The organism is Shewanella fodinae (assembly GCF_014651955.1).
Lineage (GTDB): Bacteria > Pseudomonadota > Gammaproteobacteria > Enterobacterales > Shewanellaceae > Shewanella > Shewanella fodinae.
On sequence record NZ_BMXW01000005.1, the window covers coordinates 167428 to 193675 of the forward strand.

24 protein-coding genes are annotated in these 26248 nt (G+C 49.6%); 15 read left to right on the forward strand and 9 right to left on the reverse strand.

Translation table 11 applies throughout. The annotated features are described in order from the left end of the window. Nucleotides 1-54: 54 nt before the first annotated feature. The 5 genes from carB to IE064_RS06745 all read right to left on the reverse strand — a co-directional run bounded on the left by carB (nucleotide 55) and on the right by IE064_RS06745 (nucleotide 6366). Complete coding sequence (gene carB, locus IE064_RS06725; protein ID WP_189617177.1) at nucleotides 55-3279, reverse strand: carbamoyl-phosphate synthase large subunit; 3225 nt, start codon at nucleotides 3277-3279, stop codon at nucleotides 55-57. Nucleotides 3280-3300: 21 nt separating this feature from the next. Beyond that, nucleotides 3301-4473 (reverse strand): glutamine-hydrolyzing carbamoyl-phosphate synthase small subunit, encoded by a 1173-nt coding sequence (gene carA / locus IE064_RS06730; RefSeq protein ID WP_189617178.1) that lies wholly within the window; start codon nucleotides 4471-4473, stop codon nucleotides 3301-3303. Nucleotides 4474-4627: 154 nt separating this feature from the next. Beyond that, a complete protein-coding gene (gene dapB, locus IE064_RS06735) occupies nucleotides 4628-5446 on the reverse strand; it encodes a 4-hydroxy-tetrahydrodipicolinate reductase (protein WP_189617179.1) in 819 nt (272 codons plus the stop codon). Nucleotides 5447-5502: 56 nt separating this feature from the next. Next, the gene (gene bamJ / locus IE064_RS06740; RefSeq protein ID WP_189617180.1) at nucleotides 5503-6120 is read right to left on the reverse strand and encodes a BamJ family beta-barrel-assembly machinery protein; all 618 of its coding nucleotides are present in this window, start codon (nucleotides 6118-6120) and stop codon (nucleotides 5503-5505) included. A 102-nt stretch (nucleotides 6121-6222) separates the two neighbouring features. Continuing rightward, complete coding sequence (locus IE064_RS06745) at nucleotides 6223-6366, reverse strand: hypothetical protein (RefSeq protein WP_189617181.1); 144 nt, start codon at nucleotides 6364-6366, stop codon at nucleotides 6223-6225. 391 nt (nucleotides 6367-6757) lie between these two features. Here IE064_RS06745 and IE064_RS06750 point away from each other — a divergent pair, with 391 nt between their 5' ends. From IE064_RS06750 to IE064_RS06760, 3 genes are read left to right on the forward strand one after another with little or no spacing between them, the layout of a single operon-like run. Then, on the forward strand, nucleotides 6758-6958 hold the full coding sequence (locus IE064_RS06750; RefSeq protein ID WP_133039735.1) for a DUF1656 domain-containing protein: 201 nt from the start codon (nucleotides 6758-6760) through the stop codon (nucleotides 6956-6958). A gap of 8 nt (nucleotides 6959-6966) precedes the next feature. Next, complete coding sequence (locus IE064_RS06755; RefSeq protein ID WP_189617182.1) at nucleotides 6967-7827, forward strand: efflux RND transporter periplasmic adaptor subunit; 861 nt, start codon at nucleotides 6967-6969, stop codon at nucleotides 7825-7827. 3 nt (nucleotides 7828-7830) lie between these two features. After that, nucleotides 7831-9897 (forward strand): FUSC family protein, encoded by a 2067-nt coding sequence (locus IE064_RS06760; RefSeq protein ID WP_189617183.1) that lies wholly within the window; start codon nucleotides 7831-7833, stop codon nucleotides 9895-9897. Here the strand turns inward: IE064_RS06760 and IE064_RS06765 are convergent. Further along, a complete protein-coding gene (locus tag IE064_RS06765) occupies nucleotides 9884-10084 on the reverse strand; it encodes a hypothetical protein (RefSeq protein ID WP_189617184.1) in 201 nt (66 codons plus the stop codon). The two genes, IE064_RS06760 and IE064_RS06765, sit on opposite strands and share 14 nt — an antisense overlap. A 15-nt stretch (nucleotides 10085-10099) precedes the next feature. Between IE064_RS06765 and IE064_RS06770 the strand changes: the two genes are divergently transcribed. The 11 genes from IE064_RS06770 to IE064_RS06820 all read left to right on the forward strand — a co-directional run bounded on the left by IE064_RS06770 (nucleotide 10100) and on the right by IE064_RS06820 (nucleotide 22832). Beyond that, nucleotides 10100-10447, forward strand: coding sequence for a YciI family protein (locus IE064_RS06770; protein ID WP_189617185.1), 348 nt, complete (start codon nucleotides 10100-10102; stop codon nucleotides 10445-10447). A gap of 161 nt (nucleotides 10448-10608) precedes the next feature. Continuing rightward, nucleotides 10609-12576 (forward strand): M1 family metallopeptidase, encoded by a 1968-nt coding sequence (locus IE064_RS06775; RefSeq protein WP_189617186.1) that lies wholly within the window; start codon nucleotides 10609-10611, stop codon nucleotides 12574-12576. A gap of 123 nt (nucleotides 12577-12699) precedes the next feature. After that, nucleotides 12700-13455 carry a hypothetical protein gene (locus IE064_RS06780; protein WP_189617187.1) on the forward strand — a complete coding sequence of 252 codons (756 nt, stop codon included), beginning with the start codon at nucleotides 12700-12702 and terminating at the stop codon, nucleotides 13453-13455. Between the two features lie 169 nt (nucleotides 13456-13624). Continuing rightward, nucleotides 13625-14419: a TraB/GumN family protein gene (locus IE064_RS06785; protein WP_189617188.1), complete on the forward strand. Its 795-nt coding sequence runs from the start codon at nucleotides 13625-13627 to the stop codon at nucleotides 14417-14419. Between the two features lie 89 nt (nucleotides 14420-14508). Continuing rightward, complete coding sequence (locus IE064_RS06790; RefSeq protein ID WP_189617223.1) at nucleotides 14509-15939, forward strand: ATP-binding cassette domain-containing protein; 1431 nt, start codon at nucleotides 14509-14511, stop codon at nucleotides 15937-15939. 14 nt (nucleotides 15940-15953) lie between these two features. Continuing rightward, a complete protein-coding gene (locus tag IE064_RS06795; protein WP_189617189.1) occupies nucleotides 15954-16196 on the forward strand; it encodes a hypothetical protein in 243 nt (80 codons plus the stop codon). Nucleotides 16197-16305: 109 nt separating this feature from the next. Continuing rightward, nucleotides 16306-16770 carry a DNA polymerase III subunit chi gene (locus tag IE064_RS06800; RefSeq protein WP_189617190.1) on the forward strand — a complete coding sequence of 155 codons (465 nt, stop codon included), beginning with the start codon at nucleotides 16306-16308 and terminating at the stop codon, nucleotides 16768-16770. A 14-nt stretch (nucleotides 16771-16784) separates the two neighbouring features. Continuing rightward, nucleotides 16785-19640, forward strand: coding sequence for a valine--tRNA ligase (locus IE064_RS06805; RefSeq protein ID WP_189617191.1), 2856 nt, complete (start codon nucleotides 16785-16787; stop codon nucleotides 19638-19640). 309 nt (nucleotides 19641-19949) lie between these two features. Next, nucleotides 19950-20798, forward strand: coding sequence for an SAM-dependent methyltransferase (locus IE064_RS06810; RefSeq protein ID WP_189617192.1), 849 nt, complete (start codon nucleotides 19950-19952; stop codon nucleotides 20796-20798). Then, the gene (locus IE064_RS06815) at nucleotides 20795-21052 is read left to right on the forward strand and encodes a hypothetical protein (RefSeq protein ID WP_189617193.1); all 258 of its coding nucleotides are present in this window, start codon (nucleotides 20795-20797) and stop codon (nucleotides 21050-21052) included. Before IE064_RS06810 ends, IE064_RS06815 begins: the two co-directional genes overlap by 4 nt. Then, complete coding sequence (locus IE064_RS06820) at nucleotides 20994-22832, forward strand: tetratricopeptide repeat-containing diguanylate cyclase (protein ID WP_189617194.1); 1839 nt, start codon at nucleotides 20994-20996, stop codon at nucleotides 22830-22832. The genes IE064_RS06815 and IE064_RS06820 overlap by 59 nt, the downstream gene beginning before the upstream one ends. A gap of 6 nt (nucleotides 22833-22838) precedes the next feature. On the opposite strand, the gene IE064_RS06825 is transcribed toward IE064_RS06820, so the two are convergent. Next, nucleotides 22839-23150, reverse strand: coding sequence for a DUF1289 domain-containing protein (locus IE064_RS06825; RefSeq protein ID WP_189617195.1), 312 nt, complete (start codon nucleotides 23148-23150; stop codon nucleotides 22839-22841). A gap of 253 nt (nucleotides 23151-23403) precedes the next feature. On the opposite strand from IE064_RS06825, the gene purT reads away from it, so the two are divergent. Further along, the gene (purT, locus tag IE064_RS06830) at nucleotides 23404-24579 is read left to right on the forward strand and encodes a formate-dependent phosphoribosylglycinamide formyltransferase (RefSeq protein ID WP_189617196.1); all 1176 of its coding nucleotides are present in this window, start codon (nucleotides 23404-23406) and stop codon (nucleotides 24577-24579) included. Nucleotides 24580-24631: 52 nt separating this feature from the next. Here purT and IE064_RS06835 read toward each other — a convergent pair whose 3' ends face one another. Both IE064_RS06835 and IE064_RS06840 read right to left on the reverse strand, forming a co-directional pair. Further along, a complete protein-coding gene (locus IE064_RS06835) occupies nucleotides 24632-25594 on the reverse strand; it encodes a D-2-hydroxyacid dehydrogenase (RefSeq protein ID WP_189617197.1) in 963 nt (320 codons plus the stop codon). A 19-nt stretch (nucleotides 25595-25613) separates the two neighbouring features. Continuing rightward, complete coding sequence (locus IE064_RS06840; RefSeq protein WP_189617198.1) at nucleotides 25614-26225, reverse strand: outer membrane beta-barrel protein; 612 nt, start codon at nucleotides 26223-26225, stop codon at nucleotides 25614-25616. Nucleotides 26226-26248 lie beyond the last annotated feature (23 nt).

Here is a 26248-nt window from a genome sequence, read left to right on the forward strand (position 1 = left end):
TCAGGCGTTTTAGGTGGAAATAAGTGTTAACTTATTCCCGAGCTAGACAACGACTTACTTGGTGACTCGCGCATGCAGTTCCTGCACTGAGGATACTTTTTTGCGGTCATCAGCAGTGTTTGCCATACAGGTAGCAAAAGCCGCGTTCATGGTGGTGGTGTAATTCACTTTGTAGCGCAAAGCACCACGGCGCAGTTGCTTGGAGTCTTCAATAGCCTGACGCCCTTCGGTGGTGTTAACGATATAGGTGTACTCACCGTTTTTCATGCGGTCAAGAATGTGAGGCCGTCCTTCATGCACCTTGTTCACCAGCCGTGGGTTGATCCCCGCTTCACCCAATACCACAGCCGTGCCGTGGGTAGCATCAATTTCGTAGCCCAACTCAATCAGTTTGGCAGCCAAATCGGCAACCCGCTTCTTGTCGCTGTTACGCACAGACAACAAGGCGCGACCGGATTTCGGGATATCCTTGGAAGTGGTACCCAGTTGTGCTTTGGCATAGGCCTCAGCAAAGGTATCACCCACGCCCATCACTTCACCGGTTGAACGCATTTCAGGGCCAAGCAACGGGTCAACACCAGGGAATTTGTTGAATGGCAACACCACTTCTTTCACTGAATAGTAAGGTGGAATAACTTCTTTGGTGAAGCCCTGCTCTTGCAGTGATTGGCCCGCCATCACCCGCGCGGCAATCTTTGCCAGCGGTACGCCTGTCGCTTTGGAGACAAACGGCACGGTACGCGCAGCACGTGGGTTAACTTCAATCATGAAGATGGTGTTTTTCTGCACGGCAAACTGCACGTTCATCAAGCCCACAACGCCTAATTCGAATGCCAGTTTCCGTACCTGTTCACGCATCTCATCCTGAATTGCCTGACTGAGGGTGTATGGCGGCAATGAACAACCTGAGTCACCTGAATGCACCCCGGCTTGTTCGATATGTTCCATAATGGCACCGACGACTACAGTCTTGCCATCACAAACCGCATCGATATCGACTTCAATAGCGTCATCAAGGAAGTGATCCAGCAACACCGGTGACGCGTTAGACACCTTAACCGCTTCTTTGAAGTAACGACGCAGATCCTGTTCTTCGTAAACGATTTCCATGGCGCGGCCACCCAATACATAGGACGGACGAACCACCAGCGGATAACCGATTTTTTCTGCAGCCACTACTGCCGCTTCGACTGTAGTAACGGTATCGTTTTCAGGCTGTTTCATCTCCAGGCGGCGAATCGCCTGCTGGAACCGTTCACGATCTTCGGCGCGATCAATGGCATCCGGGCTGGTACCAATAATCGGTACGCCAGCGGCTTCGAGCGCGCGCGCCAGTTTCAATGGTGTCTGACCACCAAACTGTACAATCACGCCTTTGGGCTTCTCGATACGGGCGATTTCCAGTACGTCTTCCAGAGTTACGGGTTCGAAATACAGCCGGTCAGAGGTATCGTAATCAGTGGAAACCGTTTCTGGGTTACAGTTAACCATGATGGTTTCATAGCCATCAGCTTTTAGCGCCAGTGACGCATGCACACAGCAATAGTCGAACTCAATCCCCTGGCCGATACGGTTAGGACCGCCACCCAATACCATGATCTTGTCACGGTTGGAAGGATTGGCCTCACACTCTTCCTCATAGGTGGAGTACATGTAAGCCGTGTCAGTGGCAAATTCAGCGGCACAGGTATCGACACGTTTGTATACCGGGAAGATCTCTAGGCGATAACGCAGCTTACGCATTTCTGATTCACTGATCCCCAGCACATCGGCCAGACGCGCATCTGAGAAACCTTTGCGTTTTAACTGGTAGAGGAAATCGGCATCCATACCCGCCAGCCCAGTGGTTGCCACTTTGGCTTCCAACTGCACCAGCTCTTCAATCTGCACCAAAAACCAAGGGTCAATGTTGGTGAGCTTGTAGATTTCGTCCATGCTCATGCCAGCACGGAAAGCGTCAGCCACGTACCAGATACGCTCAGCACCCGGTTCTTTCAGCTCATGGCGCATGTGCTGCATGGCGTCAGGATCCTGCCAATCAACGATCGGATCAAAACCGTTTTTGCCGGTTTCCAAGCCACGCAGTGCTTTCTGTATAGATTCCTGGAAAGTGCGGCCAATCGCCATCACTTCCCCAACAGATTTCATCTGAGTGGTCAGTCGGTCATTGGCACCCGCAAACTTTTCGAAGTTGAAACGTGGCACTTTAGTGACGACATAGTCGATAGAGGGTTCGAACGAAGCGGGTGTGCGACCACCGGTGATATCGTTCATCAGCTCATCGAGAGTGAAACCGACGGCCAGTTTGGCGGCAACTTTGGCAATCGGGAAGCCGGTTGCTTTAGAGGCTAGCGCCGATGAACGGGATACACGTGGATTCATTTCGATGATAACCATACGGCCATCTTTGGGATTGATACCAAACTGGACGTTGGAACCGCCGGTTTCTACGCCGATTTCACGCAGCACCGCCATCGAGGCATTACGCATCAACTGGTATTCTTTGTCCGTCAACGTCTGCGCAGGGGCCACAGTGATAGAGTCACCAGTGTGTACGCCCATGGCATCAAAGTTTTCGATAGAGCAGACGATGATGCAGTTATCGTTGCGATCCCGCACCACTTCCATTTCGTACTCTTTCCAGCCGATCAAGCTTTCGTCAATCAGCAGCTCATTGGTAGGTGACAAGTCCAGACCACGGGTACAGATCTCTTCGAACTCTTCAACGTTATAAGCGATACCGCCACCGGAACCGCCCATAGTGAATGACGGACGAATAATGCAGGGGAAGCCCACTTGATCCAGCACCTTATAGGCGTCTTCCATGCTGTGTGCGATACCGGCACGAGGACACTCCAAACCGATTTTACGCATGGATTGATCGAAACGGGCGCGGTCTTCTGCTTTATCAATGGCATCGGCAGTGGCGCCAATCATTTCCACATTGAATTCTTGCAGCACGCCTTTGGCTTCCAGTTCCAGCGCACAGTTCAGCGCAGTCTGGCCGCCCATGGTAGGCAGAATAGCATCAGGGCGTTCTTTGGCGATGATGTTGCGCACCACTTCCCAATGAATCGGTTCAATGTAAGTGGCATCGGCCATTTCCGGGTCAGTCATGATGGTGGCGGGGTTAGAGTTCACCAGAATGACCCGGAAACCTTCTTCGCGCAGGGCTTTACACGCCTGGGCGCCGGAATAGTCAAACTCACAGGCCTGACCGATAACGATAGGACCGGCACCTAGGATAAGAATACTTTTTATATCAGTACGTTTTGGCATTGCTTGAATCTTCTCCCGGAGTTACTGCTTCGCTTGACGGTATTGCTCAATCAGTTCGATAAAATGGTCGAACAACGGCGCACAATCGTGCGGGCCTGGGCTGGCTTCTGGATGTCCCTGGAAGCTGAACGCAGGTTTGTCCGTCAGATGGATACCTTGCAGAGAACCATCGAACAGTGATTTATGAGTCACTTTGACATTTGCGGGTAGGCTGGCCTCATCAGCTGCAAAACCGTGGTTTTGACTGGTGATCATCACCGTGCCTTTCTGCAAATCTTTCACTGGATGGTTAGCACCATGGTGACCAAACTTCATCTTCATGGTTTTGGCGCCACTGGCTAAGGCCAGCAACTGATGCCCAAGGCAGATACCAAATACCGGGATATCAGTCTGCAGGAACGATTTAATCGCGCTGATAGCGTAATCACAAGGTTCTGGGTCACCAGGGCCATTTGACAGGAAAATACCGTCAGGTGCCATCGCCAACACGTCACTTGCTGGGGTTTTAGCAGGCACCACGGTTACATCACAACCACGGTCCACCAGCATCCGCAGAATATTGCGCTTAATCCCGAAGTCATAGGCGACGACTTTGAATTTGAATTCATCAGCAGCCTTGTCTTCTGGTAAGCCGCCTTCAAGTGTCCAAGTACCTTGGCGCCACTGATAAGCGCTGTCAGTGGTCACTTCTTTTGCCAGATCCATGCCTTTGAGGCCAGGGAAGGCTTTGGCAGCGGCTAACGCTTTGTCGGCATCCATTTCGCCAGCCATGATACAGCCAGACTGAGCGCCTTTTTCGCGCAGAATACGGGTGAGTTTACGGGTATCAATATCCGCAATACCCACCACATTATTAGCGCGGAGATAGTCACTGAGTGACCGTTGTGAACGGAAATTACTGGCGATGAGTGGTAAGTCACGAATGATCAAACCACAAGCATGAATGGCACTGGATTCGGTATCTTCAGCATTAATGCCGGTGTTACCAATGTGCGGGTAGGTTAAGGTTACTATCTGACGGGAATAAGAAGGATCGGTGAGAATTTCTTGATATCCCGTCATTGAAGTGTTAAAAACCACTTCGCCAACAGCTATTCCATCGGCACCTATCGCTGTGCCGGTAAAGACGGTTCCATCTTCGAGTACGAGTAAGGCAGACTTAGTCAACGCGACCTCCGTAATGAGCCAAGCCATTAAAAATTATATATTTTTTATTAAATCAACCTGCAATTTCCGCTGCTTCACGAAATTTTGGCAAATTCTGAATATTTTATAGGTCATATCGACTTCCGTCTAGACCTGCAGCGGTAATCCGCGAAAAAAAACCGCCAACGGCGGTTCTTTTCAACTACAAAGGCTTCAGCCCCAACACTTGCTGCATGTCATACAAACCGGCACTCTGTTCCGGTAACCACAGTGCGGCCCGCATGGCACCATTGGCAAATGTCATACGACTTGATGCCTTATGGGTGATCTCCAGCCGTTCACCAATATCCGCAAACATGGCGGTGTGCTCGCCCACTAAATCACCTGCACGAATGGTCGCAAATCCTATAGTCTGCCGATCCCGTTCGCCGGTAATTCCTTCTCGGCCATATACGGCCACCTTTTCCAGATCCCGTCCTAGGGTTGCGGCAATCACCTCCCCCATCTTTAACGCAGTACCGGACGGGGCATCTTTCTTAAAGCGATGGTGACCTTCAATGATCTCAATGTCACTGTAGTCACCCATTACCTTGGCCGTAACTTCCAGCAATTTCCACATCAGGTTAACGCCAACGGACATATTAGGCGCGAACACGACGGGTAGTTGTTCAGCAAACGCTTCTAACTGAGCTTTCTGTGCCGAATTAAAGCCGGTGGTACCAATCACCATCGGTTTTTCATGGCGCACGCACCAGTCGATATTAGCGAGTGTTCCTTCCGGGCTGGTAAAATCGATCAGTACATCGAAACTGTCGGCAACACCATCCAAATTATCGGTCACCACCACATCTAGTTTGCCAACCGCCGCCAGCTCACCAGCATCGACACCAACGAGGCTGGAACCTGCACGCTCGATTGCCGCACCCAGCACAATCAGCGGGTGCTGCGATGCGGCCTCAATAAGGGTACGGCCCATGCGTCCACCACTTCCGGCAATGGCAACTCTGACGCTTGCACTCATAATCCCTCCTTCCTGCACACAAAAAAATCGCCTGGGAGAACCCAAGCGATTAGCAATTACAAAATGTCGAGTAACTCGACTTCAAACACCAAGGTCGAGTACGGTGGAATCGCGGCGCCAGCACCTCGTTCGCCATAGGCCAAATGATGCGGCACATACAGTTTGTACTTAGAACCAACTGGCATCAGCTGCAATGCTTCGGTCCAACCGGCAATAACACCGGAAACCGGGAACTCAGCAGGCTGACCGCGGGTCACTGAACTGTCAAACACTTTACCATCGGTAAAGGTACCGTGGTAGTGCGTACGCACCGTAGACTCATAAGTAGGTCTAGCGCCCGTACCTTCGGTGATAACTTCATATTGCAGACCTGAGTCTGTCACTACCACACCTTCACGCTTGGCGTTTTCAGCGAGGAATGCCTGACCTTCAGCGGAAGCGGCTTCAGCAGCTTGTTCCTGCGCATGTTTGATGCGGGTGCTGATCTCGGTAAAGGCATTCTGCAGTTCCTGCATGCTGACAGCACTTTCTGTACCAACAAACGCATCTGCTAAGCCTGCCTGCACGGCGGGAATGTCCAAGCCATCAAAAGAGTTAGCGGCCAACTGTTCCCCTAACTGGCGACCCACACCGTAGCTTGCTTGCTGTTCAACTGTCGTGAACTTCTCAGACATAATCGGTTTACTCTCGGTTATCGGTGAATTCAGCCGCGTAGTTTACCACATCCGAGCCATGAATGTTGCAGTAATTTGATCCAGAGCACTGAGGGTAAATACTCAATTGACATTGCTCAGTGCCTGCCGGATAACTTTGGCAAATACGACATATTTTGCCTTTTCTGCCGTTGTCACTGGTATAGCGATGAGATTAACAGCGCCTTTGGCACCCATCCGCGCAGGCTGACCACTACACACAACCAACTGTGGCTCCATTACCGATACAGCAACGATACGGACACGACGCCAAGCATTAAACTGCGATTCACCCTATTCGCCCATAACACAGTATGTCAAAAACCTGTCTTGGGGCAGCTTCCATTGTTTTGCTAACAACGTGGTGATCACATCACGGTGATTGGCGATATTAATCAACACCTCGTTAAACTCAGCCCAGCTGTATGTATAATTTGCCGAGCATCCTGAACGTTTTTCTGGCGTACCAAGCCACACTCAGGCTACCAGCCGCCAGAAAATCTATGTTAGGCTTTATGCCATCATATATTGCAGCAGACATACGCCAGTTGGGGTATTTGCCGCTATCTCTTATGCTTACCATCATTGCCAACGTTGTTTACGGTTTTGGACTATCGTCATGTTTGAAGAATTAGCGCTCGGGGGACTGCTTTTCAGCCCCTTGGTGGTGTTTGCACCGCTGGCGTTTGTCATATCGTTCGTCACCCGCCAGATACTGCACGTATCCGGGCTATACCAGCGGATCTGGAAAGTCGCCTGGTTCGAAGTGGCACTGTATATCTGTTATTTGGCGCTGGTTGTTTACTTATTCGGGAGATGAATTCAGTTATGGGAAAATTACTGCGTGTTGCCATCACGCTGGCGGTGGTAGTTGTCGCAATTATCGCCGGACGCTGGGTCTGGGATCATTACCTTTATTCTCCGTGGACTCGAGATGGTCGTATCCGCGCCAACATCATTACTATTGCGCCAGATGTTTCCGGTTGGGTTAATAGTGTTGATGTACAGGATAACCAGCAGGTACACAAAGGTGATTTACTGTTTTCTGTCGATGCCACTCGCTATCAAGCGGCACTGGTCGAGTTGCAGGCACAGTTGCAAAGCAAGCAATACGCTTGGGATCTTGCCAACCATAAATATGAACGCCGTAAGCAATTGACTGGACGGGAAGCTATCAGTGAAGAAGATCTGGAAACGGCCCGAATTAACACTGAACAAGCCAAGGCTGCTTTCCAACTGGCGCAAGCGGAACTCAATACTGCCCGCATCAATTTACAACGCACGGTCATTCATGCACCAGACGACGGCAGCATTATTAATCTGACCCTACGTCCTGGCAATTATGTACACCAAGGCACAGCAGTACTGTCACTGGTTCAGACAGGCTCTCTGTATGTCACTGGTTACTTTGAAGAAACTAAACTACCGCTGATCCACGTGGGCCAGAAAGCTAAGGTAAGCCTCATGAGTGGCGGCAAACCGTTAATCGGTACTGTCACCAGTATCGGCAAGGCGATTGCTGACACCAATGTCAGCAGTAATGGACAACTGCTACCGCAAATCCAGCAGACATTCAATTGGGTGCGGTTGGCGCAGCGTATTCCGGTAGATATTCAGTTGGACAAAATACCGAATGACATCAATCTCAGTGCCGGCATGACGGTTTCTATTTTCCTGCAGGACAAATAATCCATGACACTGTCGCCGATACAGGCGGTGTTTCTGACGCCAGATAAACGCACGCTGATTTTCGCGACCAAAGGCGTTATCTCTATGACGCTGGCGTTGTTCGTTGCCATGTACCTGAACTTGGATCGCCCATACTGGGCACTGATCTCCGCCGTATTTCTGCAGATCCGTCCCGAGAGCGGTCTGGTGATTGAAAAAGGGCTGATGCAGATAATCGGCACACTCATCGGCGGGGTGATGGGCATCGTCATACTACAGGCGTTTGCCGGCTATCCAGAGCTGGCCATTCTGGCTTTGGCGCTATGGCTCGGCGTCAATGCTGGCCTGTCAGCCATGGTGAGTTCTATCAATTTCATTTACGCCTTTGCCATGGCAGGGATTACGCCGTGCTTAATTGTCTTATTGGTGATGGTCAGCCCGGCGACGGCGACCTCAGAGGCAATCTTCCAGGTGGCACAATCGCGAGTCAGTGAAATTATTGTCGGCGCGCTGTGTGCGGTAATGGTCAGTTTACTGTTGTGGCCGCAATCAGTTGCCAGCGGCCTTCGGCAGCAATCGCGTAATGTGATTAATCAAATGCTAGATTATTTGGTGCAAGAACTGGCTCCTAACGGCTCCCATGAAAAGCGGCACCAATGCATTGATACTATTCTTGAGCAGTTGGCGGCACTCAATGATGACTCCAGCGCGGTGGTTTATGAAGGGCCGGAAGGGCCTGGTCGCGGCAGAGCAGCCAATCTTTTGTGTAATAAAGTGATGTCATTGCTAGCGGTGATTCAGATTTTCGGTCGTCTGCAACGTAACCATCCAGAACAGCTGTCACAAACATTGCAGACGATGTTGCAACAGCTGCGCCAGAGCTTTATGCAGATGTCGGCTTCTCGCGACTATTCGGAATGTTACCAACTGGCGCAGCAACAGCGACACCAGCTCATCCACTTGCGTAATCAGTTGCCCTGTGGACAACCGCTGCAAAGCCGTTTGCTGAAAGTCGCCACTGAATTTATTTCCGATCTAATTATGGTGCTGAAAGCCTATGATGCACTGGAAAACAGTGACAATTCGCTGTTGAATGCGCCTGCTTTGCAGCCCCACCGAGATCCGCTCATCGGCCTGACCACGGGTTTTCGTACCGCTGTACTGTTCCTGATTGGTGCGGGTATCTGGATTGGCACTGCCTCTAGCGCAGCGCTGATGTTAATGATCCTACCGGTAATGTTCTCCATGATGATGGCGCGCTTGCCCTTGACCATGTTGATGGTGGTGCTGAGACGGCTATTAGTAGGCGTGGCAATCTCCACCCCATTAGCCATCTTTTTTGCGCTAAACCTGTTAGCACAAAGTCCCGGTGATTTTGAAATGTTAATTCTGGTGCTCGCCGGGCCATTCTTCGTGGGCCTGATGGCGCTGGCGAACCGTCCAACGTTGCCTTATGGCCTAGGGCTGTGTATTCCGTTTGTGATCCTAGTGCGCCCAGCCAACGATATGAGCTACGCCTTCTCTGTGGACTACACCCTCAGCAATGCACTGGCGATAGGTGTCGGCGTGACAATTCTGTATTGGCTGTTCAAGCTGATCACTGGCCCCGGCATCCCGCTTATGCAGCGCCGATTACTACAGGCAACAGCGGATGATCTGGTAAGCATTTCCGTACATCAAGCCCCGGAAAACTGGTTCAATGCGCGTATGGGAGACCGCTTGTTGCGGCTGGCCAACTACGACAAGGCAGCAGCGGATAATGCTAGAGAAATGACCGATCTAGGATTAACCGGTCTAAACTTGGGACACGTTTCAACACGACTTAGGCGTTTGCTACAAAGTGTCAGTGACCAACGGCTGGAACCGCTGCTAGACCAATGGCAACATGCGTTGGCACAAGCATTTCTGGCCAGTAGCCGAGGGCAGCAATGGCCAGCGTTTAAAGACTGCAGTGCAGAATTGTTGCAGGCTATACATGACGATCAACTGCCACAGGAACAACTGGAAATGATTGAAGGGATGTTTACCCGCGTCTCACTCACCTTTGAACGAACCGCAAACACCATGGCACAAAAGCTCAACAATGCTTAACTGTGGCAGCATTCAAATTCAACTGCTGCACCCGAGTGATACGCAGCAAACATTCGCGGAAATGAGCAACCGGCATCGCTGGCAAGTACCCACTCACCAGGCAACTGCGAACGTAGCTGAGATAAACCGTCCAGGAAGGGTTATTGCCAGTTGCCGTTGGAAGCGTTAGCGTAAAGGTAAGAAACATTCCGCAGAGGCTTACATGAGCTGTTTTTTAGTGTTGTTATCAGATAAAAAAGCCAATGGACTGACCCCAGAACTGTTGTTGGCGCATGTGCACCACTTGCAACAGTTGTCAGCTGCCGGACAACTCCGATTTTGTGGTCCTTACGCTGACAACCAAGGCGCAATGCTGCTGTTGCAATGCGCAGACAGGCAACAGGCAGAGCAACTGTTACTGGCTGATCCGTTTATCCACGCTGGTTACTATAAGCAGTATCAGTTACAGGAAGTTCTTGAGGCTAACCCAGCAAATCATTGGCTTCTGCAGGAAGGGCAAACAATCAACAACCTTACTGCCAATAAAGCCGCTATCAACGCCGCAGAATAAGTTTTGTAACAATTACATCAACAAAGATCTGCAGCTGTTTCTCCTATGGCTCTCGTCTCCAATCAATCTGCTTGCTATGTTATGGGATCTGTTTAGCGTCAGCCGGTTCGACTTTATTCACCGCTGAAACCATCTGCAAAAATAACAATAAAGGAATCATCATGCTCAATTGGCTCAGGGCAACCGCCTTCTGTATGGCGGGCTGTTCAGCATTAGCTATCGCTGCACCAGAGGCCCAGAACTCAAAACCATTTGACCCTCAAGCCCTATTTGCCCCCTTATCTTTACCAACCCCGGCGACCGCAATTCGCAGCGGTGCTGGCAAACCTGGCGCTATGTTCTGGCAAAACCGGGTTGACTATAAATTGCATGCGACTATCGATACTGACAGCGATACGCTGCATGGCGAAGAAGTGATCACTTACACCAATAACAGCCCGGATAGCCTGCCGACATTATGGGTTCAACTGGATCAAAACATCTATCGTAAAGATAGCCGCTCCAGCATGGCATCTGAGTGGCGTCGCAGCCAGTTCACCGATGGCTACCGTTTTGACAAAGTCACCGTACGGATTGATGGTGAGAGTTATGATGCCAAGTTTCTGATCAACGACACCCGTATGCGGGTGGACCTAGCGCAGCCACTGGCAGCTAAAGGCGGAAAACTGCAACTGGAGATCAACTACAGCTATCAGGTTCCTGGTACATGGGGTGGCCGCACCGCTGTGACCCCTTCAGAAAAAGGCAAAATCTTTGAAATCGCCCAGTGGTTCCCGCGAATGGCAGTCTACGATGATCTGCATGGCTGGAATAACAACCCTTACATCGGCTCTGAATTCTATCTGGAATACGGCACGATCGATTATACCGTTACCGTTCCTTGGAATTATTGGGTGGTGGGTTCCGGCAAGCTGATCAACCCCAAAGACGTGCTGACCAAAACCGAACAACAACGGCTGAAACAAGCACAACAGAGTGATAAGACGGTTTATATCCGTCGAGCAGATGAAGTGGGTAAAGCCGATAGTCGTCCGGTCAATAGCGGCACCCTCGACTGGCATTTCCGTATGGAACGCACCCGTGACGTGGCCTTTGCCGCTTCGCCTGCTTTCGTAATCGACGCCGCCCGTATCAATCTACCTAACGGTAAAACGTCACTGGCAATGTCCGCTTATCCACCTGAAGCCGCCGGGTCGACCAAGTGGGATCGCTCCACCGAGTATGTAAAAGGGACCATCGAGCATTTTTCCCAATGGTATCCTTATCCGTGGCCAGCAGCGGTCAATCTCGGTGGTCATGGCGCTGGCATGGAATACCCAGGGATTGTGTTTGACGGTATGCGCGACCATGACGCACTGCTGTTTTGGATTAGCGCCCACGAGTTGGGACATAGCTGGTTTCCGATGATTGTTGGCTCAGACGAACGCCGTCACGCTTTCATGGATGAGGGATTCAACACCTTTATCGACGTTTATGCCTCAGATGCCTTTAACAAGGGTGAGTTTGCGCCCAAGCGCGACAGTGAATACGCCCCCAAAGGTGGCAACCCTGTGGATGAAATTCTACCGATATTGGCCGACCCGGAAGCGCCAACGCTGATGGCTCCGGCTGAAGCCACCGCGGAAAAATACCGTCATTCCGTGACCTATTTTAAAGGTGCGCTGGGCTTAGTATTGCTGCGCGAGCAGATCCTCGGCCCAGACCGTTTTGACCCGGCATTTAAAGAATATATTGCCACTTGGGCCTATAAGCACCCGTCGCCATCTGACTTTTTCCGTTTCATGGAAAGTGCCGCCGGAGAAGATCTCGCCTGGTGGTGGCGTGGTTGGTACCTTAATAACTGGCAACTGGATATGGGGATCACCGCCGTCAAAGCGGTGGACGATAAAAAAGGCAAAGGTACCGCAGTTACGCTTATCAGCAAGCAACCGCTAGTCATGCCCGCGACCTTGCGCCTGCAATACAGCGATGGCACGACTGAGGACTTCCGTGTTCCAGTAGAAAGCTGGATGCGTACTGGCACGCCAACCGTAGTGTTACCTGTTACTAAAGCGGTGAAAAGTGCCACGCTGGACCCCGAGCACAAATTACCCGATGCCGACCGTAGCAATAATAGTCTGACCCTCTGATCGGGCTGGCTAGAAAGGTGCCAATTGGCACCTTTTTTATTGGGGGAAAGCTGTTGTATATCATCGTTATCCCGCGGCATCATATACCCAGCAAAACAACATTAGGACAGCAATATCACCAACATGGAACCTGATTACTCAAATTACAGCACAGCCGAACTAGAAGATGTACTTCGCCATATTGACCAAACACAATTTCCTGAAAGATACCAAGCCGTTGAACAACTACTAACACAACGCCGTATGCCAACAACGCAGGATTACTCGGGTGAAATGGTTATCGACACATCGCCATCTACTGCGGTGAGTGAACCAGCCACATTGGGAGTATTTCCTTATGTGATTGGTGCACTGGCATTTATCCCGCTGTTAGGGATTATCTTTGGTGTCATCGCGCTGGTATGGGGCTTACTGACGTCGCGCCAAGGCGGAAAATTGCTGGCGAGTATTGGGGTCTTAGCGATGCTCAGCGCTAACAGCTATTTTTACCTAATGATGCATAAAGCTGGACTGACGACATGGATCAATGATCCTAACCCAGTGCCAACTCAGTTATTGCAGGACAATCTCAATACCCTCTATTCACAAGTGGAACTCTACCGCTTTCGAAACGGCGAATATCCACAGTCACTGGCGCTACTGCAACAGGCTTTTCCGCTCAGTGGAGTACCGCTACAGGACACCTCCTTTAAGAACAGCCAAAGCGATTTCTTTTATCAACGACTGGATCAGGAACATTACCAATTACTGGCTCGGGGAACAGATGGTAAGCCGCTGACCGATGATGATATATGGCCTAATACGAGCCAAAGCATAAATGATGCGAGCGGGCTGACACACCCTGCAGTTGCCAACGATGCTGCCTTGCCAGATCAATAATACCTAGGAAAGTTATCGTCTTTACGCTTAACAAAAAAATAGTTCCATGATCTTTATGGTATTTTTTACTTTCTAGGGTGTTTTCACAAAATCCGGCAAGGGAACTTTACCACCGCAAGCCAATAGTAAAGTCTGGCAGACGCGATATTCATATCAAAGGAAGGATATTATGCGTTATTCACCAACCTTGGCGTTGCCGTGGCTATTATGCTGCGCCCCCACCGCCTTGGCCTGTAACCCGCTGCCACCAGCTGTCACTGACGCAGTTCTTCAACATCAGATGGTGATGGTCGGTGAATATCATGGGACAAACGAAGCGCCACAGGCATTTTATGATCTGGTCTGTACAGCATTAGCCGCCAAGCCACAGGCCATTACGGTGGCTTTAGAACTGAATGCCATCAAAGGCATCACCCTCACCGATAAAAATTCCCTACAACAGTGGCTCACTGCCGATAAAGAGTGGCTGGGGCCTCATGACGGTCGCAGCAGCAAAGCCATGTATCAGTTACTAGAAAAACTGGTAGAGGCTAGACAGACCTATCCGCAACTCTCCATATTGCTATTTAATAGTCATGCAGACGCCCGTGATGAGGCGATGGCGCAGAATATTATGGCTGACTATCATGGCCAAAAATTGCTGACTTATTCAGGTGATACTCATGCAAAGCAGACGCCAGGCACCGCATGGGATGCCAATGCCACATTAATGGGACAAGTGCTTAAGCAGCACTATCCAGCGCAAATTTACAGTATCAAATTACGCTACGCAGGCGGTACTGCCTGGGCTTGGGAAGATACCATTGGGGTACAAAAAGTGAGCGTGACTCGTGAACCTGCGCCCTTTACCAGCCAAATATCAGCTAATGCCGACTTTAATCTGCTGTGGAATATTGGGCCAGTCACCGCCTCCTATCCTTATCTAGCAACGGCAGCAGAGCAGCAAAACTCCGTTAGCCACTGATAGCGTCAGCCATTTAACTACTGGCATTCGCGAAGCGATTATTGCAGTATGGAACCCCTGCTGTCGTCATCGCTTATATTCACAATCAAATGCTTATCCAGGATCTGAAATACCAAACGGCTTCCAGCAAACTGTTTATCGAAAAGTGGCACATCGCACCGGGCGAACACTGGGGCGTGTTTGCCGGACAAGGCCAAGCTGCCGAGTTGCTTGTGGGTTTGCTGAGTGGAGAGTTAACCCCCCATAAAGGAACTATCGAAGGGTTGCCAGCCAAAGTGGCCTGTGTATCGCTGCAACAGCAGCAAAAGTTGCTGGAACAACAGATTGCCGACGATGAAAGCGAGATGCAGAGCGGCGACACCGTGTCGCAGATCTTGCTGGATAATGGTTGTGATATGCAAACACTGCCGGAACTATTGGCGATCACCGACCTAACCCACCTGCAAGATCGTGGTTTTCGGCTGTTATCGACCGGAGAAACCCGCCGCTTAATGCTAGCCAAAGCCATTGCCGGACAACCGCAATGGTTAATTCTGGATGAGCCTTATGCCGGACTCGACGTTGCCCATCGGGCGGCATTAAGCAAACTGCTGCAAACGCTCGCCAAACATACGCAGCTGTTGTTACTCACCAGTCGCGAAGATGAACTACCTGCGTTTATCAGTCATATAGCACTGTTTGATGACCACCAACTGACACAAACCTTGAGCCGAGAAGCATGGCAACAGCATCCTTTACTAGTGCAGATGCAGGCGTTATCGGAAGCGAAAAGTGCGCGGATGCTGGCGTTGCTAAAGCAACAAGATGCAGCTAATTATCCCAACCCGCTGCTACAGTTGACTGATGTAAAAGTGGCTTACACTGACACGCTGATTTTTGAACATGTCAACTGGACCATTAACCGCGGTGAACACTGGCAATTACGCGGCCCCAATGGCGCGGGTAAAAGCACGCTGCTGGGGCTGATTTTGGGCGATCATCCGCAGTGTTACAGCAATAACATCACCATTCTTGGTGTTAAACGCGGCAGCGGCGAAAGCATCTGGGACATCAAAAAGCATATTGGCGTAGTGTCTTCGTCATTGCACTTGCAATACCGGGTTAATTGCAGCGCCCTGGAAGTGCTGCTCTCAGGTTATTTTGACTCCATCGGTCTCTATCAAAAACCCTCTGCGCTACAAATCAGTAATGCCCAGACCTGGCTAGAAGTGCTGGAGATGAGAGAATTTGCCAAGACTGGCTTCCGCTCACTGGATTATGGCCAACAACGACTGTTGCTGATTGCCCGTGCGCTGATCAAACAGCCAGCGCTGTTAATTCTCGATGAACCCTATCAGGGGCTGGACTATCTCAACCGCAAGCTGGTATTTCATGCACTCAATCGCATTGCTGCCAGTAATATCAGCCAGTTACTGTACGTTACTCACCATCATGAAGATACTCTCGATGCGATTCATCATTTTGCGGATTTTGTGCCTGTAGGTGATGGCAGCCATCGGTTAGTGATAAGTCACAATTAAAGGATGATGAGCAGATGTGGCGTGAATTTACGAAAGTCATCACCGTGTATATCGCATTGGCAATTGTTCTCATCTTAGCGTTCTGGCTCACCCTCAAACTAATACCGTGGCAACTGCACTGGCTCAAACTGATGATTCCTTCGCTTGCGCTCGCCACGCCCCATTGGCTGATAGCATTGCTCATTAGCGTCCAGCTCTTCAGCTATTTCGTTGGGCTAATTTTTCTCGGCATAAAATTGCTCACAAAAATCCATTGATTGACGCGATAACGGAATTAGCGTTAGCCGCGCACGTCACTTTAATCTAGCGCCTCCTTTGGTGTAGAATCCCCATTCCCGAATCGATCTCCAAAGGCATTGCTGATACATGAGCCAAGCACTGTTTTATCTGCTGCCCGCAAATCCGGCCGTCAATGTCAGCGAACAGGTGTCGCTACTGGCCTGCCGTTTAGCACAGCAGTATTTTCAACAGGGGCAATGGCTGTATCTACATTGTGAAGATCAAGCGCAGGCGTACCAGATAGATGAGTTGCTGTGGCAATTTGAACCCAGCGCCTTTGTGCCCCATAACCTCAAAGGTGAAGGGCCAAAAAACGGTGCGCCAGTTGAGATAGGTTTTGACCGGCTTGGCCCCAATGTGCGACGGCCAGTGCTGATTAATCTGGCCACAGCAGTGCCAACATTTGCTAACAACTTTAGCCAGATCCTTGATTTTGTTGCGGGTGATGATGTGCAAAAGCAACAGGCTCGGGAGCGTTACCGTCAGTATCGCGCTCAGGGCATAGCGCTCAACACTCAAGATTTAGCAACACAACCCATTAATTTTGTTTGAGAAAACTGGTTCCCATGGATAAAACATATAACCCCAAGTCGATTGAGCAGGCCCTTTACCAAATCTGGGAAGAGAAAGGCTATTTCAAACCCAGCGGCGACAGTAGCAAAGGCAATTACAGTATCATGATCCCGCCGCCAAACGTCACCGGCAGCCTGCACATGGGCCATGCGTTCCAAGACACCATCATGGACACGCTGATCCGTTATCAGCGCATGAAAGGCAAAAATACTCTGTGGCAAGTGGGAACTGACCACGCGGGTATCGCCACCCAGATGCTGGTTGAACGCAAGCTGGAAGCCGAACAAGGCAAAAACCGTCATGACTTGGGCCGTGATGCCTTCATCGACAAAGTGTGGGAATGGAAAGAACAATCCGGCGGTACCATCACCAAGCAGTTGCGCCGTATGGGCGCTTCCGTGGACTGGGACCGTGAACGTTTCACCATGGACGAAGGCCTCTCCAAAGCGGTACAAGAAGTGTTTGTCCGTCTCTACAAAGACAAGCTGATTTACCGTGGCAAACGCTTGGTGAACTGGGATCCGAAACTGCACACCGCGATTTCCGATCTGGAAGTGGAAAACAAAGAAAAACAGGGCCACATGTGGCACTTCCGTTATCCGCTAGCGGGTGATGCGCTGACCGCCGATGGCAAAGATTATCTGATTGTTGCCACTACCCGCCCAGAAACCATGCTCGGTGATAGCGCCGTGGCGGTGCATCCACAAGATGAGCGTTATGCATCATTGATTGGCAAAGAGATCATCCTGCCTATTGTTAATCGCCGCATCCCGATCATTGCCGATGAATATGTCGATCGCGAGTTCGGTACTGGCTGCGTGAAGATCACCCCAGCCCACGATTTCAATGACTACGAAGTTGGCAAACGCCACAGTCTGCCGATGTTTAGCATCATGACCCTCAACGGCGATATCCGCAGTGTTGCAGAGGTGCTGAACAGCGATGGTAGCCAGAACACTACGCTGGATAACAGTTTGCCAGCACGTTACGCTGGCATGGAACGTTTCAAAGCCCGTGATGCTGTCGTGGCCGAGTTTGAAACCTTGGGCCTGCTGGAAAAAATCGAACCTCACGCCCTCAAGGTACCTTACGGTGATCGTTCCGGTGTGGTTATCGAACCGCTGCTGACCGACCAATGGTATGTGTCGGTCAAGCCGCTGGCGAAAACCGCCATCGAAGCGGTCGAAAACGGCAATATCGAATTTGTGCCACAACAGTACGAAAACATGTACTTCTCTTGGATGCGCGACATTCAAGACTGGTGTATTTCCCGCCAATTGTGGTGGGGTCACCGTATTCCGGCCTGGTATGACGAAGCTGGTAAGGTTTATGTCGGCCGCAACGAAGCTGAAGTACGCGCCGAATACCAACTGGCTGACGGCATTGCCCTGCGCCAGGATGATGACGTGCTGGATACCTGGTTCAGCTCGGCGCTGTGGACCTTCTCCACCCTCGGCTGGCCAGAACAAACACCTGAACTGAAAACCTTCCATCCCTCAGATGTGTTGGTAACCGGCTTTGACATCATCTTCTTCTGGGTGGCGCGCATGATCATGATGACCATGTACTTCATCAAAGACGAAGATGGTAAACCGCAGGTACCGTTCAAAACCGTGTATGTCACCGGCCTTATCCGCGACGAACAAGGCAACAAGATGTCCAAATCCAAGGGCAACGTGCTGGATCCGTTGGATATGATTGACGGTATCGATTTGGAATCACTAGTCCAAAAACGTACTGGCAACATGATGCAGCCACAGCTAGCCGCCAAGATTGAAAAGAGTACCCGCAAAGAGTTTGCCGATGGCATTGAAGCCCACGGCACCGATGCGCTGCGCTTTACCTTGGCCGCCATGGCATCAACTGGCCGCGATATCAACTGGGACATGAAACGTCTTGATGGTTATCGCAGCTTCTGCAACAAGCTATGGAACGCATCGCGCTATGTGTTGATGAACACCGAAGAGCAAGATTGTGGTCAAAGCGGTGGTGAAATGACCTTGTCACTGGCCGATCGCTGGATCATCAGCCTGTTCAACGAAACCGTGAAAACTTTTGATGACTACATCAATGCCTTCCGTTTCGACTTGGCGGCCAACACCCTATATGAATTCACTTGGAATCAGTTCTGCGACTGGTATCTGGAACTGACTAAGCCGGTACTGCAAAGTGGCAGCGATGCTGAACTGCGCGGTACTCGCCACACGCTGGTCACCGTGCTGGAACAGCTACTGCGACTGATGCACCCGTTGACGCCATATATCACCGAAACCATCTGGCAACGGGTGAAACCACTGGCAGGTGTTACAGGTGAAACGCTGATGTTAATGCCATTCCCTGAATATCAGCCCGCGAAGGCCAATCCAAGCGCACAGGCGGATTTGGAATGGGTGAAACAGGTGATCACCGCCGTACGTAATATCCGCGCCGAGCTGAATATCGGCCCCGGCAAGCCACTGAATATGCTGCTGCGTGGCGTCAGCGTTGAAGATCAAGCGCGACTGGACGCTAATCAGTCATTCCTGATGGCACTGGCGAAACTTGAATCTATCCGCGTGCTGAGCGCCGATGAAACTGCACCGATGTCCACCACCCAATTGGTTGGAGAAATGGAGCTGTTGATCCCGATGGCAGGGCTGATCGACGTGGCCGCCGAAATGGCGCGTATCGACAAACAGCTGGAAAAACTCGCCCAAGAAATGGCGCGGGTGGAGGGCAAACTCAGCAATGAAGGCTTTGTTGCTAAGGCGCCGGCTGTGGTATTGGATAAAGAGCGCGCCAAGCTGGCCGAGTTTAAACGTGATATGGACAAACTGGCCGAACAGAAAGTTGAGTTAGCCAAGCTGTAAAATTAACCATTTGATTTAGATGATAAAAAGCGACCCGTATTAGGTCGCTTTTTATTTATATAAATAACCACATGAATTAACAATTCATCAATTGTTTTCACACACCGTCCTCTTTAGAATGCATTAACGACTGCTGAAAAGATAAGCTGCCAGCGGATTTTGTTAGCGCTATCGGTAACATCAGCAACAACAATTACAAAACGGCGCCAGAGCAAACTTTTTAGCTGACAAATTGCCTGCTGTACTAAAAACAGCAACACAATTGCGCTTGAATACCAAACACATGGACAGACAGTTTCAGGACAAATAATGGCAGGCAGTCTTTATTGTGTAGGGGTGGGAATGACGCTTGGGGCGCATATCTGCCCGTTGAGCCGCAGTTACATCGAGAATGCAGATGTGGTTTTTTCAGGTGTTTCTGACGGATTTGTCGAACTCTGGCTGCATCAAATTCATCACGATGTCCGCAGCTTGCAATCCTTCTATGGCAAAGATAAGTCTCGCCACATTACCTACCGCGAAATGGTCGACACCATGCTGGCTGAAGTTAAGCAAGGTAAGAATGTGGTTGGTGCTTTTTACGGTCATCCCGGTGTATTTGCCAAAGCGCCCCATGACGCCATCGCCCGTGCCAGAGTAATGGGCTATGAAGCCAAAATGATCCCCGGAATTTCCGCCGAAGATTGCCTTTATGCCGATCTGGGCATGGATCCTGGCAAACAGGGTTGTCAGCATTATGAAGCCAGCCAATTTATGTTGTATAAACGGCGAATAGATCCAACCGCCATGCTGATTTTATGGCAGATAGGTCTTGCTGGTGATCTCTCCATGGGAATCGATGCAACCGGTGCTGCCGAGCGCCGGTTATTACTGGAGCTTCTCGCGCAAGATTACCCGGTCGATCATCTGTGTTGGTTATATGAAGCAGCAACCAATCCATTGCAAACCCCACGAATGGAACAGATGCCACTGAAGTCATTGGTGTTCGCCGACATTTATCTGCACACCACATTGGTGATCCCACCTTTGGCGCCAATGATACCGAATCCGTTGCTGCGGGCTCGGCTCCAGCAACTCCAGCTGAAAGACAAACACAAGATGACAACATATAAAAACAACGTAATACCATTCGATACAAATAGGAAAAAACACTTATGATGGATGTGATCGCTTTATTGGAAAAACTTGGTAGTGACTGTACATCGTTGCAAGCAGAGCATTTGCAAACATTGTTGGAAGAGTCAAATCTCAATGAAGACGTGAAAAAATTAATACAACAACAAGACTTAAAGGGATTGGCGAATAAATTAGCAATTAATGAAAGCATTATTTGTTGTGCACAGGTTGCTCCCGATGAAGATGAACCTGATGAAGACAAACAGCCCAAAGATGATGAAGCAATCAATCGCTAATTCGTTATTCAGGCATATTATACTGTTGCTATTGCTGGCGACGGAGGGTGCGTTCGCCAGTGATTTTATGTCCCAGCTTCAAGCTGCAGATATTGTTCGATCTAGTAACCCAAGTTTATTTAGTCGCAAGCTAACAGCGATAAGAAAGCATTTACCAGAGTTATCTACAAATGAATTTCTTTATTTACAATATCTTACCGGATATGAGTTAGCATTTAATGGCGAGATCCTCGCTGGAGTAGAAAAATACAAGCAGATACTCAATTCTAATGCGAGTAATAACTTAAAACTTAGGGCTGAACTTTCAATAGTAAATGAATATGCCATATCGAAAAATTGGGAAGATGGTCTTAAGTACCTAAGTAGCGCATTAAAGCAACAAGACTCGATAACAGATCAAAATCTGAAAGTGATGTCCTTTACCGTCGCAGCTTTGTTTTACAACGCATTAGGACAATACGAACTGGCTAAGGAGTATGCTGAACAACTCATCAATCAAACAGAACTCCCGCGCCAAAAATGTTTGGCTTCTCAGCTTTTAGTGGAAAGTAAATCCAAGTTAGATGAATTATCTGCCACTTCTGATGAATTTTTAGCGTCAAAGACACAATGTAACGCTGCCAACGAAGTTGTCATGGCTAGTATTATTGTAGCTACACAAGCAGAATTATTTTTAAAATATAATCAACCAAAACAAGCAATTAAATTATTAGAAGCGCAGTTCCCCGAATTACAAAAAGTGGGTTACAAAACAACTATCGGGGTGTTTTATGCACTACTTAGTGAAGCCTACTGGACACTAGGACAAGAAAAAAACGCATACAACCACGCCCAAAAGGCGGTAGCAATACTAAAGATTCAAGCACCACTAAACGGCCCAAAGACTCGCGCTTACAAGGTGTTATATGAATATTACCGCAGCCACGGTGATGATACTGCCGCATTGGATGCCTACATTAATTATGCAGAAGCCGATAAAGCAAATCTTGATGAAATCAAAACCAAGACTATGGCTTACCAGTTGGTACAACATCAAAGTATTGAACAACAGAATCGTATTTTACTGCTCAATCAGCAAAACCGCTTACTGAAGCTACAACAAAAACTAGTAGAAAATGAAAGCCGCACGCAGCGAGATTTGATTGTGGCACTGATGTGTGTGATTGCGTTATTGATATTCAGTGCAGTTCAGTCATGGCGCAATCAGCGTCATTTTCGAAAGTTGGCAGAATATGATGGTCTTACTAATATCTTCAGCCGGGCTCATTTCACGGCAATGGCACATCAACTGTTGCAACATAGCCAGCAACATCAAGAATCTGTCAGTTGCGTGATGTTTGATATCGATCATTTCAAGCAGATTAACGACAGCAAGGGGCATAAAACCGGTGATTGGGTATTACGCAATGCCGCCCAGAGCAGTCGCCAATTATGCCGACATAATGACCTGCTGGGTCGCGTAGGGGGGGAGGAATTCTGCATTTTGCTGCCACAGACCAATCTCAAACAGGCTAAAGAGATGGCCGAACTTTTACGGCAACGACTGAGCACACTCTACACCAGTGATAGTGGTTATGACTTCAGTCTGACCGCTAGTTTTGGTGTCTCAGACACCAGCACTTCCGGCTACAAATTAGAAGGATTGATGCATGATGCTGACCAAGCCATGTATCAGGCGAAGAGCAGTGGTCGTAATCGGGTTTGTTGTTTTGTCGTCAATGAATGTAACAGCCTAGAGAACGAGACACCATTGACACCGTCACAATCCAATCAGTTATAACGCCTTCTAATCAAGCGTGAAATTGCTGAAATCCAAGGTCTCAGCATCATTGGCTGTATCGTCAAAATTTAACTGTTGATTTAAAGCCGCCGCTTGTTCCCGTTGTTGTAATTGTTGGTGTTTCATTATCGCTAGTTGGCGCCGCCGTTTGCGTGCTTTACAAAGGCGGATGATGTCAGCTTTTTGCGCATTAGAGAAATTTAACCAGCCAAAACGCTCTTCACGGCTGCGCATACAACCTTTGCAATAGCCACGGTCATCAGACTGACAGATGCCAATGCAGGGACTGGGAATATCAAAAAACGCCAGCTGTTCCATATATTGCCGCTTGAGTGGCCCGAGAGCTCTGCAGTTTATACAAGCCCAAACAAAGTGATAATGTTATTTAGGTATATCATCTGTTGCTTAAAAAGGCGATGTTAGCCACCTCAATAAACGTTAAACAACAGGCTAATTTTATGTGAATTTCATCACATTTCAATCAGCATACTGCAAGCACTAGCAACAAATGGGTAAACTAGCGGGCAGTACGCCTAAAGGCGTTTCACTATAATCATAAAGGTACCCTCAAATGATAGGCACTCCCTTGAGTGAAGGCGCCAAGCGCGCCATGTTACTGGGCTGCGGCGAATTGGGCAAAGAAGTGGCCATTGAACTGCAACGCCTTGGCGTCGAAGTTATTGGTGTGGATCGCTACCCTAACGCTCCGGCTATGCAAGTAGCTCACCGTTTTCATGTCATCAACATGTTAGATGGTGCAGCGTTACGTAAAGTTATTGCCGAAGAACGGCCACATCTGGTGATCCCGGAAATCGAAGCCATTGCCACGCAAACCCTGGTTGAATTAGAGGCCGAAGGGCTACACGTGGTACCAACGGCGCGTGCGACTAGGTTGACTATGGATCGTGAAGGCATTCGCCGCCTCGCTGCCGAAACGCTCGGACTGCCAACCTCGCCTTATGTATTCTGTGACACTGAAACTGAATTTAATGCCGCAGTTGCACAAATTGGCATTCCATGCGTAGTGAAGCCGGTGATGAGTTCTTCCGGCAAAGGCCAAAGCGTGATCCGCGATGCCTCGCAAATTGCCAAAGCATGGCAGTACGCCCAAGAAGGTGGCCGTGCCGGTCAAGGCCGGGTCATTGTGGAAGGTTTTGTACCGTTTGATTATGAGATTACTTTGCTGACCATCAATGCCGTCAACGGTATTCACTTCTGTGCGCCGATAGGCCATCGTCAGGAAGACGGTGACTACCGTGAAAGCTGGCAGCCGCAGACGATGACTGATGCCGCGTTAGCAAAAGCTAAAGAGATAGGTCGTAAAGTCGTTACCGAACTCGGCGGTTACGGTTTATTCGGTGTGGAGCTGTTTGTTAAAGGCGATGAGGTTTACTTCTCTGAAGTTTCCCCGCGGCCACATGATACTGGCATGGTAACCTTGATCAGCCAGGATCTGTCGGAATTTGCGCTGCATGTGCGGGCGATTCTCGGTCTGCCAATTGCGAACATCCAGCAGCATGGCCCCAGTGCGTCTGCCGTGGTGTTACGGGAAGGCGATTCCTGCAATATCCGCTACGATGGTATTGCTGCAGCGTTAGCAGAACCTGATACCCAACTGCGCCTGTTTGGTAAACCAGAAATTCATGGCCGCCGTCGGCTAGGGGTTGCATTGGCGCGTGATAACAATATACAGGCTGCTATCGATAAGGCACTACACTCAGCAGCCTGTGTGAAAGTCACCTTCTAGTGATCATCAAAACGCCCGCAATTGCGGGCGTTTGTTTACCGCCACTATCGCGTTAGTTAACCTGATTCTGAGTTTTACCCTGTAAATAGGCCACTACATTATAGATCGCGATATCCATCAGCTTTTGGCGAGCTTCAGTCGTTGCCCAGGCATTGTGTGGGGTAATGCTGATATTCGGTGCAGTGATCAACGGATTATCGGCTTTCGGTGGTTCGCTAGACAACACATCGACACCTGCACGAATCCGCCCCGCGTGCAGCGCTTCTGCCAACGCCGCCTCATCAATCAATCCACCACGGGCGGTATTGATCAAAATGGCACCGGGCTTCATCAATGCCAAACTGTCTTTATTGATCATTCCGGCGGTAGCATCGCTCAACGGACAATGCAGTGACATAACATCGGACTGACGATATAGCGTTGGCAAATCCACCTGTGTCACACCTTCTGGCAGACCTGTGCGTAGAGAACGGGTGTGCAACAACACTTTCATACCTAGCGCCAGCCCAATGCGCACCACCTGTGACCCAATATCACCGTAACCCACCACCCCCAACGTCTTGCCACTGAGCGACGTTAGTGGTGCTAGGGTGAAACAAAAATCAATACTATTCGTCCAATCACCGCGTGCAACTGCTGCATGATGGCTGGCAACCTGCTGGGTATGATGCAGAATGTGGGCAAACACCATCTGTGCTACGGCATCAGGGCCATAAGCAGGCACATTGGTGACCACAATCCCTTGTGCTGCAGCCGCATTTAGATCTACCACATTGTAACCTGTGGCCAGCACGCCGATATAGCGAGCATCTGGCAGTTGCTTTAACGTGGCGGCATCCAATACGGTTTTGTTAGTCAGTAGAATTTGTGCGCCCTGAGCTCTAGCAACTGTATCTGCTGCAGTTGTTCGATCATAAACCTGCAATTGACCTAATTGTGCCAGCGATTCCCACGAAAGATCGCCGGGGTTAAGGGTGTAGCCATCAAGTACCACAATCTTGAGTGCCTCGGTCATAACAACTGTCTCCTTTTGTCTAAAACTGTAACTTCAATCCTATATTGGCCTGTCCCTGCCATACAGTGTCGCCACTATAATACCAAGCACATTGCTGACTCTGATGGCAATCAAAACGCTCATCATTACCCACAAACGTGGCAAACCCTCTGACTTCTGACAGTAAGACCAGATTATCGGTCAGCAACAATTGTGCTCCGAGGCCTACACTCATCGAAAAATAGCTGGATGCATCTAATGACTGCTCAGGTTGTAAACGCGTCAGACCAAAACTGCCTGTGATATAAGGGCGTAAATTATCACGAGAAAAGTACAGAGTACCACCGGTATGCCAGTAATCGACCGTCAGTTCATCAAGTCGTTGATCAATGCCATCAACGCGTTGGAGCAAGTCTGTCTGCTGGTGACTATAAAGAAAATAGCTATCGCTTAACGGCGACAGCGTAAAACCGAGCATCACTCCCAAATGGCTGGAGTCTTCCGCCTTGCCTGAACGATAATAATCAGCATCGCTGACATCAAGCCCCTGCCCACCAAAACTGTAGCCTACATAGGGAGTGACAAATACTTCGGTAGCACCTGCATTACAAGCCAAGAAACCAAACAACAGTAAACTGTATCGATTCATCATCCACCTCACTGGTTGGACTTGCC